Source organism: Spirosoma pulveris, assembly GCF_054781875.1.
This window is the reverse complement of record NZ_BAAGTO010000002.1, coordinates 41040-53665: the sequence shown is the minus strand read 5'-3', so window position 1 is coordinate 53665 and position 12626 is coordinate 41040. Positions and strand designations below refer to the sequence as shown.

Below are 12626 nucleotides of genomic sequence, written 5' to 3'. Positions count from 1 at the left end.
CCTGGGAGATTCAGGCAAAATCAGGCTGAGTTACTTGCCGAAGAACATAATGTGCTGCTGGGGTAAGCGGTCATCATTTTTTAGTAGCTTTAAACCGGCGGCTTTCACTTCTTTGGTGGCCTGTGCTACACTAAGTTTGTGAAGTTCTTTGATAGGTACATTCGGGTCTTCGGCGCGGTATTCAACCAGAACAATGCGTCCGCCTGGCTTTAAGGCCGCTGCGATATGGCCCATCATTTCACGTGGGTATGAGAATTCATGATAAGCGTCAATCAAGATGGCCAGGTCGATACTGTTAGCCTTCAGTTTCGGGTCGGATTCCGTGCCGAGTACAGGCTGAACATTGGTTATTTTGCGTTTCGCTTTTCCCTCGTTGAGGTAGTCAATCATTTCGGGTTGAATATCGACAGCCAGAACGCTACCTTTCGATACCTTAGGTGCCATCAGAAAAGTAAAGAAACCCGTTCCGGCACCAATATCGGCAACAACGTCGGTTGGCTTCAAAGAAAGGGCTTTGAGTAATAAGTCGGTTCGTTCTTCGCGTTCGCGTTCGGGACGCTCAAGCCAGGATGCGCCGAGGTGACCCATGACATGAGCGATCTCGCGACCTTGATAAAACTTGCCAATACCATCGCGGCTGGCATCTTTGAACTCGTAAGCGGCTGTTGAATCAGCCCTAGAGGTACTGGCAGGCTGCTGTTGAGAAGCACCCCGACAGCAGGTTATCAGAAAGACAAAAAGCAAAACCGATACATGACGCATAAGAAACGAGTTAGTAGTATCTAAACCATCCTACCCCAAAACAGTTGTTCAAAAAACCAATTACATCCTGAATATGAATTTAATCCTACACTTACTGCTCGATGCAGCCGTTATTTTTGGCTTGGCTTACCTGATGCCCCAGGTCGATGTGAAAAATTTTGGAACTGCCATTTTAATTGCCGTTCTGCTTGGGCTCCTTAATTTTTTTCTGGGCTGGATCATTCGATTCCCGCTCAATTTAGTCACGTTTTTCCTGCTAACCGGTATTGTTCGAATTATTGTTACGGCCGTTATTCTGAAGCTTATTGACAGTTTCATGGACAGCTTTACCATTGTTGGTTTCTGGCCTGCGCTGGTCATTGCTCTGGCTGTCGCTGTTGCCGGAACCCTGATTGACCGCTCCGCCCCTACCCAAGAAATGGTGGAGTCGGGTTATGTAGTTAGTTTACTATCCAATTTACACCTTGGTTAATCGGACGTAGTAAGCCAGTATCAATAAAAAAGCCGCTTCATTGCTGAAGCGGCTTTTTTATTGATACTGGCAGTTGGTTAGTTGCTCCGACGGCCACCCATCAACAGGCTGGCGTAGTAAAGCAAGGTTGCCAGAGAGCCTAAAGCCGCAACAACGTAGGTCATGGCAGCCCACCAGAGCGCATCTTTGGCAAAGCCATATTCGCGCTGATTGACAACCCCACGGGTCTGAATCCAGGCCAAGGCCCGACGACTGGCGTCAAACTCTACCGGCAGGGTCACAAAGCTAAAAAGCGTTGTCAGGGCAAATAAGGCAACGCCGATAGCCAGCGGAATGGGCGTGGTACGGAGCAGCAAAACACCACCCAGCAGTATCCACTGCATGTACTGCGACGAAACGGTCAGTACGGGCACCATTGCCGAGCGGAACTTAAGGGGTGCATAGGCAACCTGATGCTGTACGGCATGTCCGCACTCGTGGGCCGCAACGGCAGCAGCGGCTACACTACGTCCGTAATAAACGTCGGCACTTAGATTAACCGTTTTATCTTCCGGGTTGTAGTGGTCGGTGAGCATTCCTTCGACAGATACCACCCGAACGTCATAAATGCCATTTTCACGTAGCATTTGCTGGGCTACTTCTGCGCCACTTAAGCCATTGCTTAAGCCAATTTGAGAGTATTCATTAAACTTACTTCGTAATCGCCAGCTCACGAATGCGCTTGCGCCGAAGAGAAGAATCATAATTAACCAGATCATCTCAGTTAGTCAGGTTTGTGGTTTCAATGAAACGGCCAATGTATTCGTCCGTCAGTAGTAAAACAACGAATTAGGGTAAAAAGTATCCCGGCTTGCTAACCATTTATCAAGTTGGGGGGCCGCTCGACAAGGCGATGGACTAGCTTTAGGCTCAGGAAAAGGGCTGAGAAGCTTGTTCAATACCCTTCTTTTATCCGTTCAATGAGCTTCGTTGTCGAGTAACCGGGAACGAGCGCAACGGTTTCAACACGTCCACCACGCGCCAGGACAAAATCGGCTCCTACAATGGTGGATACTGTGTAATCATCACCTTTTACCAGTACGTCGGGTTGTACCGTTTCGATCAGTTCGAGCGGGGTTGGCTCGCCGAAGAGAGTGACCGCATCAACAAATTCAAGTGCAGCCATGAGTCGGGCGCGCGCATATTCGTTTACGACGGGGCGTAGTGGGCCTTTTATACAACTGACAGAGGCATCGGTATTGAGGCCAAGAATCAGGCGATCACCAAGTTGCCGGGCTTTTTCGAGGTAATCGATGTGACCCAAATGAACAATGTCGAAGCAACCGTTTGTGAAAACGATCTGCTGCCCTTCGGCACGCCACTTTTCGGCCTGTTGAACCGCCTGTTCGCGGGTAAGTATTTTAGATTCGGTCATAAGAAAAATCAGAGAACTAGGGTTCCAGCCTTAGGGCCTTCGGATCGTCCAATACATCGGCCGCCTGGGTTGATTTATTCCGGCGGAAAAGCACAACTAACAGGGCCAGAATGCCCAGAATAATAATCATCAGTGTTGAAACCCCATGAATGAACGTGGCCAGCACCTGACCATCCTGGCTTGTGAGCCCGTAGAGCAGGGCTACCTGACCCACCAGCAGGTGAAACGAGCCAATGCCGCCCGGTGTTGGAGCCGCCATGCCAAGCGTACCGACCATCAGAATCGTAAGCCCGGCCAGGGGACCCAGATTAGCGGTGGCAGGCATGGCAAAGAACAGCGTATAGGACATGAGGTAATACATGGTCCAGATAAGCAGCGTATGAAAGACGAACGCCCCCGGCCGACGTATTTTCCGGACGCTTAACAGACCGTCGAGAAGTCCCTTCACGAACGCACTGATTTTCTGATACAGCGGGTGTCGGCCCAGAGCCTCCCGGTAGCGATTGAACAGGAACCAGACTAGCAGCGCCGACCCCACAATAACGGCGCCAGCGAACAGCAACAGCCCCGAACCGCTTGATCCTTTGGGTAGTTTGCCACCGAGAAACTCAATAAAAAACTGACTAATCCGGTCGAACTCAAGGACAAACGTGGCAATCAGCAGCAGCACCAGCATTAACAGGTCGAAGAGTCGTTCCGCCACGACGGCCCCGAAACTAACGTTAACAGGCACGTTCGATAAACGATACAGCGTGCCGCAACGAACAAACTCGCCCGCTCTGGGCAATGCCAGGTTAGCCAGATAGCCCGTTAGTACGCTGGCGGTTGTATCGAGTGAAGTAGGGCGCTGGGCAATTACCGGCTCCAGCAGAATGCGCCACCGTTCGGCGCGGCTCCAGTGGGCTATGATGGTGAATACCGCTGATAACAACACCCACCGGTAATCGGCCCCCTTTATTTTCTGCCATAAATCGGCGGCATCGAGGTGACTTTGCTGAAATGTGAACCAGAGTAGCCCCCCGGCAATAGCCAGTGAGACAAGGTACTTAATAACATTTTTAATGTTCATGTGACTGGATCGCGGCCGGAAGGCCGGTCTGAAATGGTAATAACGGCGACTTCTCAGACGCGTTACAAAAAACTCCGTCACAAAGTAACGGAGTTTCATTGAAACGGATGTGAGTGGTGCGTAAATGGGTTACCCAATTACCAGTCGATTGTTATCGTTCGGGAAAACGACGGTTGGTTTAAAATCCTTGGCTTCTTCTGTTGTCATCATGGCATAAGCAATGATAATGATGATGTCGCCAACCTGTGCTTTCCGGGCAGCAGCCCCATTTAGGCAAATAATTCCCGAACCACGCTCGCCTTTGATGACATAAGTGACGAGCCGCTCGCCGTTATTATTGTTAACAATATGAACCTGTTCGTTTTCGAGTAAGTTGGCCGCATCCATAAGATCTTCATCAATGGTGATACTTCCAACGTAATTCAGTTCAGCCTGCGTGACTTTGACGCGGTGCAGTTTCGATTTTAAAATGGTAACAAACATGCGAATTGGGTAATGGCATCGAGAAGCAGCGAATAGTAAGTTGCTTCCAGCCGTCACAAAAACAGCCACCTGCCGGGGTTGGTTCCTGGTTAGTGTACCCCTGAGTTCGGGTGGTGGTTATTCGTTCCTGGTGATTGAGTTCGTGATGGCCAGCACTGACTGACCATCAATTTGTTAACTAATACACCGCCATCTCCGGTTCGATGTCCCGCGCCCAGGCGTTAATGCCGCCGTCGAGATTGTAGAGATTTGTCAGGCCTCCCTGCGCATAGAGGTACTGCACAACATTGGCCGATCGGATGCCGTGATGACAGTAGACAATGACGGGACGGTCGGTCGGAATCCGTTTGCGGTTATTGGGGATCATACCCACGGGAATCAGCACGGCCCCCTCCAGGTGGCAAAGTTCGTATTCCGGACGTTCACGAACATCCAGCAGAAACAAATCCTCGCCGAGTGCAATGCGTTCCGAAAGTTCTTGAACGGATATTCGTTGCGGCCCTGATGTTCCCGGAGCCGGCCGTGCTCCCGCCGATGCCAGCCCTTCCCGAGCTACTTCATCCGCATTGGGTAACCGCTTCGTTTTGATTTTCTGCTGATTCATGGACAGCAGGTCGATCATGAGTAAGTGCTCGTTAAGCGATTGGCCAATGCCTGTTATCAGTTTAATGACCTCGTTAGCCTGGTAAGTACCTATAACGCCCGGCAACACACCCAATACGCCCGTAATACTACAGTTTGGTATTTCAATTTCACTCGGATAGTCCGGGAACAGACAACGGTACGTTGGTCCCCGCCGACCATCGCCCAGGTCGGCATTAAGCACGGCCACCTGGCCCTCAAAGCGATGAATGGCACCGTATACAAATGGTTTGCCGAGCATCACACATACATCGTTAACCAGGTAGCGCACCTTGAAATTATCGGTGCAGTCGACTACAATATCGTACGCTTCAATGATGGATCGGGCGTTGTTGATGTCCAGAGCCATAGTATAGGTGTCGAACGAGATATCCGGATTAAGTCGATTGAGGTGACTTACCGCAACCTTCGCTTTAGGCTTGCCCACTTCATCGGTCGTGTAGAGCACTTGCCGCTGTAAATTGCTCAGGTCAACAACATCAGGATCGATAACTCCGATTTTGCCTACACCAGCGGCCGTAAGGTACAAGAGAACGGGACAGCCCAGCCCACCCGCACCTACAACCAGTACACGAGCGTTTTTGAGCAATAACTGACCTTTGGGGCCAATTTCAGGTAGGTTTAGGTGTTTTTGATAGCGTTGTTTCTCGGCCGGTACTAAGGTCGTTGTTTCCATAACTTTGAAAAGGGGTGCATCTGGAATCTGTGCTGCACTAATCCAACAGCTTTAGACTCTTGAAAATTGCATGAGGGCAAGGCCAGACGTAAATATTTTCTTAACGTTAAGCATGTGTTTTTTTTTAGTACTATTGCCCCGACAAAATCCAAATGTTTCTTACCTATGAACTATCTGCGTTTTTCTGCAAATGTTCCTGCCCTACGGCCATCAGTAACGATTGGCTTTCTGGCGCTTACACTGACGCTCAACGTCAATTCGGCTAGTGCTGATCCTGTTCCTGCACCTAACAAGTTGGTTAGGGTACAGTCCGAACACCTTCTAAAAAAAGGGAAATGGGAAAATCTTTTCGATGGTAAAACCTTAAGCGGCTGGCATATCTACCTCAAGGAAGGGCAGCCGGTGTCCGATAAGTGGACCATCGACGATGGGGCTATTCACCTGGCTTCTGGCGGAGCCGGCGATCTTGTAACCGATAAGGAGTACGGTAATTTTGAACTGGAAGTTGAGTGGAAAATTGCCGAAGGGGGTAACAGTGGCATTATTTTCCACGTTCACGAAGATCCTAAGTATAAGGCAACGTATCAGACCGGCCCTGAGATGCAGGTTCTTGATAATGAGCGGCACCCCGATGCCAAACAAGGTCGCGATGGTAATCGGACCGCCGGTTCACTCTATGATCTTCAAAAGCCCGTTACACCCGGTGCTGCCAAACCCGCTGGTGAATGGAACAAGGCTCGCCTGGTTGTTAACAACGGGAAGGCAGAGCAGTATCTGAACGGTAAAAAAACGGCCGAATACCCAACCAGCGGCCCGGAATGGGATAAAATGGTAGCTGAGAGTAAATTTAAGGGGTGGGAAGGCTTTGGTAAATATGCAACCGGCCACATTGCTCTACAGGATCATGGCAACAAGGTTTGGTACCGCAACATCCGGATTCGCGAATTGTAATTTTGAATGAGTGAATGATTGAATGGCTTTGCTAATACTCCATTCAATCATTCACTCATCTGCTCATTCAAAACTGTATGAAACCCTACACCCGCCGAACGGCTCTGAAAACCCTGACTGGTACCGCCCTCACGCTACCATTGCTGACCGACTCTTTAGCCAGCTCCATGACTACATCTGAACAAACGGCTCCCTTACTGAAGGGGCGCATCAACCATTCGGTTTGCCGGTGGTGCTACAGTAAAATACCGCTCGATGACCTTTGCAAGGCCGCCAAAGAGATGGGGATTACCTCCATCGATCTGACTGGTCCTGACGAGTGGCCCGTGTTGAAAAAATACGGTCTGACATGTGCTTTGCCACAAGGCGCTGGTAAAGGTATCAACGATGGTTTCAACGATCCTAAGTTTCACGATGAACTGGTGGCCAGCTATGAGGCTATCTTTCCAAAGTTGAAAGCCGCCGGGCTGACCACCGTTATCTGCTTTTCCGGTAACCGGCGGGGTATGAGCGACGAAAAAGGTATGGAAAACTGTGCTGTAGGACTGAAGCGCCTGATGCCAAGTGCAGAGAAGCATGGTATCACCATGATTATGGAGCTACTGAACAGCAAAGTGAACCACAAAGATTACATGTGCGATCATACAGCCTGGGGCGTAGAGCTTTGCAAAAAGGTCGGCTCAGAAAACTTCAAGCTGCTGTACGATATTTACCACATGCAGATTATGGAAGGCGACATCATCCGCACCATCCGGGAGTCCAGTAAATACATTGGGCATTACCACACCGGTGGCAATCCCGGTCGGAACGAAATCGACGAAACGCAGGAGCTTTACTATCCGGCAATCATGAAAGCCATTGTCGACACTGGCTTTAAAGGCTATGTGGCGCAGGAGTTCATTCCCGTACGTGACCCGCTCAAAAGTCTGAAAGAAGCGGTATTGATCTGTGATGTATAGTTTTAAGTAATAGGAGTGAGGAGTTGGACGTGAGGAGGGCTTATACGGCACTCACGTCCAACTCCTCACTCTTTTTTATTGATGCGTCAGCACTCCTCACTACTCGTTCCCTGCTCCTAATACCTCCTATCAATCTCTTCCTGTAGAAAGCGGATCAGCTGACCGTGCATGAAATCAATAATTGATACCGGCGTTTTTTGCTGCCAGCTCACGTCCAGCGATTTCAGGTAAGCAGTTCGACTGTCGGCATAAACCAGGCTGAGCGGCAGTTGATGGTACTGCTGAATGTAAGTCATCAACAAACGCGCCATAGGGCCATTTCCCGCGCCGAAAGGGTGCAAGGTCAATAATTGAAAGTGGGCTTTAAACGATAGATCATAAAGTTGACGCGGAGTTTTAAGCAGGGCAACAGCGGTGTTGATTTCTTTAAGCAGCGCATCCAGGGCGGCCGGTAGTTTATGGGCTTCTACCAGTTGTCGTCGGCCAGCCATGGCGCTATCGATGCGTAATTCGCCTTTACTTGTGTCGAAGCTGCTTAACAACGAATACTTCAGACCGCCCGTTTGGTGCATCAAAATCGACGCGATCCGTTGGAGGGCAAGCCGGTTGACAGGCTCCCGCTGGCTGGCCAACAGCAATACCTCGTTGAGAGCCTTATGGTGATCGAGGAGCAGAAACTGATCGGCAACCGGCAGGCCGGGAAGTAATTTGCCTTCCGTAAGAAGGGCCTGGGTTTGTGAGGTTGTTAAGGAACAGCCCTCAAGGGCGATCGAGTGGTACGTATGCAGGCTATGTTTATTAACCGTATAGGTGCTTGTTTCTCCCGTGGCAGCTCGGTAGCGGTTAAGGAGTTGGGGAAGCGTTTCAGTCGTGACGTTTACTTTCATGATCACCTGTTTTCCTGAAAATGCACAGTAACAATCCACTTTACGTTTACGGACAATTCATCATACAAACCCCGTACTGGCTACGAAACGATAGAGTTGTCTCCCCGCGCTGCCTGGTCAATCAATACCTCAGTATCTTTTTGCTCGCCGTTTGCCCGTCACTGGTCAATTGCAAAAAATAAACCCCTAACCCTGTCGACAGTAGCTGATTGGGTATTGTTTCCCAATGCTCACCGGCCGATTGGCCCGGTCGGGTAATTGTATAAATCGTTCGACCGGTCGCGTCCGTTATTGTTACCCGAACGGTGGCACGTTGCCGGAGCTGATAGGCCAGATGAACAGGACCGGTAGATGGGTTTGGGCTGATGGTCAGTTGAAAATCGTGCGTTGGTTCAACGGCCAGCACATCCGTCCCAAACGGAAGAATAGCGTTGTCCATCCAGTCAAGGCGATTTTTTACCCATGTTTTCAGGTAATCAACTTCCTGCTGGTACGTTTGGCCAACAAAGCCGTTCGGCCAGACATAAATGCCGATAACCGGCCAGCGCTGAAAATTACGCGTTCTGGCTTCCGTAAGCTGTGTGGCTACCGAATCGACATAAGCCTGAATACGCTCCGTTTTCAGGACCGTTTTACGCAGACTCTGGTATTTAAGGCGCGTCTGAGTGGCAAATGCTTTGTCGGTAAGCAGCCGGTCCCACCAAAAAGGAAGCTGGTAAACATCGGTTTTGCAAATGGAATTGAACGCATACGCCCATCCCTGATAGGCGTTACCCTCGCAATAATTGGCGTTTCCATAGGTCAGGTTATAATCCCAAATTGGCCCCATCACCAGCTTGCCGCCTTTACTATCCCGATCTTTGTAAAAGAAACTGCTCAGTCTATACCCATCCACATTTTTACAAACTTCAGTGAGTAATAAATAATCGATAAAGGAGTCGACGTTAATGTATTTCCGATACCCGGTGGTTGAGTCCTGATATTGCGTTCCTTTCAGGGTATTTTCGAAGTCCGTTATATATTTTTTTGCGTATTGAAATTGTTCTTCTGCTAAATCTTCAGGCTTAGGCCGCTCAATCTGAATTGGAATCGGCTGTCCATTTACTGATGTGTAGGGGGAGTTCCAGCTACGGGAAAGTGAGCCTTCTGTTTTGTCAATTTTAAAAATATACCCGCCTGTCAGGGCATCACCCGACACATCGGTCTGCTTTATACTTGTGATATTTACCCGGTTTTTATTCCGTTTTATTTTCTCGAAAAGTAAATAAATCCCTTCGTAATTACCGTTCAATATGACTTCGCAATAGCGGTATCGCGGGGTATAATAGACACTCATTTGTCGGTTCAAGTCGTATGTTAACGCTTCCCGGATTAATGTTTTGTCATTATACGTAGCATTCAATACCCAGTCCGATTCGGCGGGCATACCCAGTAGTGACGCATTAACTGAATTTACTCCCGATGTATCGCGTAGCTCAAAGCCGTAAGGTTTTTTGGGAAACAACTGTTGTGAAGTTGCCCCACGCTTCTCAATGCCAATCTTGCTTTCGAAAGAAGGTTTATCAGAGACGTTATTTCGTTTGCCGCTCCCATTATCTATAATGCTCAGTGTAGCAATAATCTTGGGCTCATCCGGAATTGCCTGACCCTTTGTGTTAATGATAATGATCGGCAAGTTTGTTGATGTTAACGTTTGTGCGAAAGCGGAAAGCGGAGAAAATGTTACAAACAGTATGAAAAGCCTAAGGGATATGCGCATAGGATAAATTTATTGTATTTTATTCTATAAAAATAGGTCTATTTTTTTGTACTGATCTGGTTTTAATCAGCCCTATAGTAAACTATAAACTCGCTGTTCTTTAATCGGCTAGTTAGTTAGGTTTGGATAATTCAAAGAATAGGATCACTGATTTTTGCAATTTGAACTTATAGGTTCATGAAAGATGAACCTATTCTAGAAGCTTGATTAGCAATTATTAACGCATTTTAGGTGCAGAATAAGAAAATATAGCAATTCAGTAATAATGTTGCTTAACAAGTAAATTGAAACATGGTTTTTTCTATTTTTATTAGTTAGTGACTTGAAAACATCATCCTTAACAATCATATTTGCGCCAACAGTAAATTTGCAGACTTTTAAATAATGGTTACTATTTTGCACCCATAAAGTAGTAATTAATTCCTCCTCTTAACAAAATCAATCAATTTATGAAAGTAGTCAAGCGAAGAAATCGCCAGATGACCATGGAGCGTATCTTACGGGCTATGGGTGAAGTTATGGCTGAACGAGGCACAGAGAAAGCCGGTATCAATGCCGTTGCCGATCGGGCGGGTGTCAATAAAGTTCTTATCTATCGGTACTTTGGCGGGTGGAACGGCTTATTGGAAGCCTACGTGCATCGTGGTTTCTTCCTGTCCATGTTCAATGATAAATTTCTGGATTCGGTACCTGACAACGTAGCGCCCGAAGCCAGAAGCAAAGCCTGGTCAGAGTACACGATTCAGTTCATGCGCGAATTCCGGACACGTAAATCGTCTCAGGAACTGATTCGTTGGGAAATGTCGAACGGCGAAACGGAACTCGCTCGCCGGCTGGCTGATTTCCGGGATCAGTCGTACAAGAACATGGTCGCTAAACTGGCTCCTTACTCTGATTTCGATCCCCTTGCTATTACCAGCCTGATGGTTGCGGCTGTTACAAATATTGTGCTCACCAGCACCCAGCGTGATCATATCGGCGATATCGATCTCCGCTCCGATGCCGGTTGGGAGCGTCTGGAAACTGCCATTCGTCGTATTTATTCAAGCCTGAATATTGCCCTCGAACGCGAGCAAGCCAAGACCAAGTGATTTATAACTGGTCCGCACCCGGTTGCTGTGCGGACCAGTTACGAATCAGTTCATCATCGCTTCAATTTCGTCAGCTTCGAGGGGGATATTAGCCATCAGGTCAATATTGCCTGATTCGGTGATCAGTACGTTATTTTCGAGACGAATGCCCAGTTTTTCTTCACGTATGTAGATGCCCGGTTCAACGGTGAACACCATGCCGGGTTCCATCTTCCGGTATTTATTCCCTACGTCGTGGACATCAAGACCCAGAAAGTGGGAAGTGCCGTGCATAAAATATTTCTTGTACAAAGGCGTGTCAGGGTCCTGGTTGGCCACCTCCGTGCGGTCCAGCAAACCCAGACCAATTAGTTCAGACTCCATTACTTTGCCGACTTCGCGGTGGTATTCGTCCCACAGATTACCGGGGCGAAGCATTTGAGTGGCCTCTTTCATAACGCGTAGAACGGCCTCATAAACCGCCCGCTGGCGAGTCGTAAAGCGGCCATTGACGGGTACCGAACGGGTCATGTCGGCATTATAGTTGGCATATTCCGCGCCAATATCGAGCAGAATCACATCCCCATCCTGGCACTGCTGGCTATTGTCGATATAGTGAAGCACACAGGCATTGGCCCCCGAGGCAATGATGGGCGTGTAGGCGGCTCCCCGCGACCGGTTGCGGAGGAATTCGTGCATCATTTCTGCTTCGATTTCATATTCCCAAACTCCGGGTTTTATAAAGCCCAGCAGCCGCCGGAACATTTTGTCGGTAATGTCGATGGCCGTTTGGATAAGGGGAATCTCCTGCGGCTGTTTGATGGCCCGAAGGTAATGCATGAGCGGGGCAAGCCGTTCCAGGTGATGCAGTGGGTACTTCTGCCGAAAGAGGTCGATGTACCGGGCATCACGCGTTTGAACCTCTACACCGGCTCGGGTATGTTCGTTGGTATTCAGGTAGATGTGTTCGGCTTCGAAAATCATCTGCCCAAAAATCTGCTCAAACTGGTGTGTCCAGTAAACCTGTTTCCGGGGTATGCCCGTTACCTGTTCGGCTTCGGCCTTCGTCAGTTTATGTCCCTCCCAGATCTCAATGAGTTCGCTCGTTTCGCGGAGAAACAGCACCTCCCGGAATTTTGGGTCCGGATGCTCCGGAAAAAGAACTAAACGTGTTTCTTCCTGATCGACACCAGTGAGGTAAAACAGATCATTGTTCTGGCGGAAAGCCATCGTGCCATCGGCATTAGTTGGCATGATGTCGTTGGCGTTGACAACAACCAGCGATTTGGGTTTCAGTAAGGGTACGAGCCGCTGACGATTTTGAACGAAAAGCTGGTTGTCAATTGGTAAATAACGCATAGCGTAGCTGTTGAGGGGCTGTTTGTGATTAAGTTTGCAAAGAAACTCAAAAGCAAGAAGAGTTTCTGCGTGTTTTCCTGTTTTGCCTTGACCTGGTTTCGTTAATTGAACAGCTTACTTCTT

The 12626-nt window shown here is 48.7% G+C and carries 13 protein-coding genes; 4 read left to right on the top strand and 9 right to left on the bottom strand.

The window, feature by feature from the left end; translation table 11 throughout:
• Window positions 1-30: 30 nt before the first annotated feature.
• A complete protein-coding gene (locus tag ACYVJM_RS08490; protein WP_461147796.1) occupies window positions 31-762 on the bottom strand; it encodes a class I SAM-dependent methyltransferase in 732 nt (243 codons plus the stop codon).
• Between the two features lie 73 nt (window positions 763-835).
• On the opposite strand from ACYVJM_RS08490, the gene ACYVJM_RS08485 reads away from it, so the two are divergent.
• On the top strand, window positions 836-1234 hold the full coding sequence (locus ACYVJM_RS08485) for a phage holin family protein (RefSeq protein WP_461147795.1): 399 nt from the start codon (window positions 836-838) through the stop codon (window positions 1232-1234).
• 77 nt (window positions 1235-1311) lie between these two features.
• On the opposite strand, the gene ACYVJM_RS08480 is transcribed toward ACYVJM_RS08485, so the two are convergent.
• The 5 genes from ACYVJM_RS08480 to moeB all read right to left on the bottom strand — a co-directional run bounded on the left by ACYVJM_RS08480 (window position 1312) and on the right by moeB (window position 5518).
• Window positions 1312-1977, bottom strand: coding sequence for a zinc metallopeptidase (locus tag ACYVJM_RS08480; protein WP_461148631.1), 666 nt, complete (start codon window positions 1975-1977; stop codon window positions 1312-1314).
• Window positions 1978-2168: 191 nt separating this feature from the next.
• Window positions 2169-2648 (bottom strand): D-glycero-beta-D-manno-heptose 1-phosphate adenylyltransferase, encoded by a 480-nt coding sequence (gene rfaE2 / locus ACYVJM_RS08475; RefSeq protein ID WP_461147794.1) that lies wholly within the window; start codon window positions 2646-2648, stop codon window positions 2169-2171.
• Between the two features lie 16 nt (window positions 2649-2664).
• The gene (locus tag ACYVJM_RS08470; protein ID WP_461147793.1) at window positions 2665-3717 is read right to left on the bottom strand and encodes a lysylphosphatidylglycerol synthase transmembrane domain-containing protein; all 1053 of its coding nucleotides are present in this window, start codon (window positions 3715-3717) and stop codon (window positions 2665-2667) included.
• A 129-nt stretch (window positions 3718-3846) separates the two neighbouring features.
• Window positions 3847-4200: an aspartate 1-decarboxylase gene (gene panD, locus ACYVJM_RS08465; protein ID WP_461147792.1), complete on the bottom strand. Its 354-nt coding sequence runs from the start codon at window positions 4198-4200 to the stop codon at window positions 3847-3849.
• Between the two features lie 178 nt (window positions 4201-4378).
• Entirely contained in the window at window positions 4379-5518 is a 1140-nt protein-coding gene (gene moeB / locus ACYVJM_RS08460; RefSeq protein WP_461147791.1) for a molybdopterin-synthase adenylyltransferase MoeB, read from the bottom strand.
• A 165-nt stretch (window positions 5519-5683) separates the two neighbouring features.
• Between moeB and ACYVJM_RS08455 the strand changes: the two genes are divergently transcribed.
• The gene (locus ACYVJM_RS08455) at window positions 5684-6469 is read left to right on the top strand and encodes a 3-keto-disaccharide hydrolase (RefSeq protein ID WP_461147790.1); all 786 of its coding nucleotides are present in this window, start codon (window positions 5684-5686) and stop codon (window positions 6467-6469) included.
• Window positions 6470-6546: 77 nt separating this feature from the next.
• Window positions 6547-7428: a hydroxypyruvate isomerase family protein gene (locus tag ACYVJM_RS08450; RefSeq protein ID WP_461147789.1), complete on the top strand. Its 882-nt coding sequence runs from the start codon at window positions 6547-6549 to the stop codon at window positions 7426-7428.
• 116 nt (window positions 7429-7544) lie between these two features.
• Here the strand turns inward: ACYVJM_RS08450 and ACYVJM_RS08445 are convergent, their stop codons facing one another.
• Together ACYVJM_RS08445 and ACYVJM_RS08440 are read right to left on the bottom strand one after the other, a co-directional pair.
• A complete protein-coding gene (locus tag ACYVJM_RS08445) occupies window positions 7545-8315 on the bottom strand; it encodes a Fic family protein (protein ID WP_461147788.1) in 771 nt (256 codons plus the stop codon).
• A 121-nt stretch (window positions 8316-8436) separates the two neighbouring features.
• Complete coding sequence (locus tag ACYVJM_RS08440) at window positions 8437-9990, bottom strand: CotH kinase family protein (RefSeq protein WP_461147787.1); 1554 nt, start codon at window positions 9988-9990, stop codon at window positions 8437-8439.
• Window positions 9991-10523: 533 nt separating this feature from the next.
• Here ACYVJM_RS08440 and ACYVJM_RS08435 point away from each other — a divergent pair.
• Window positions 10524-11165 carry a TetR/AcrR family transcriptional regulator gene (locus tag ACYVJM_RS08435; protein WP_012927987.1) on the top strand — a complete coding sequence of 214 codons (642 nt, stop codon included), beginning with the start codon at window positions 10524-10526 and terminating at the stop codon, window positions 11163-11165.
• Between the two features lie 45 nt (window positions 11166-11210).
• Here the strand turns inward: ACYVJM_RS08435 and ACYVJM_RS08430 are convergent, their stop codons facing one another.
• Window positions 11211-12503, bottom strand: a complete 1293-nt coding sequence (locus tag ACYVJM_RS08430) for an aminopeptidase P family protein (RefSeq protein WP_461147786.1) — start codon at window positions 12501-12503, stop codon at window positions 11211-11213.
• Between the last annotated feature and the right edge of the window lie 123 nt (window positions 12504-12626).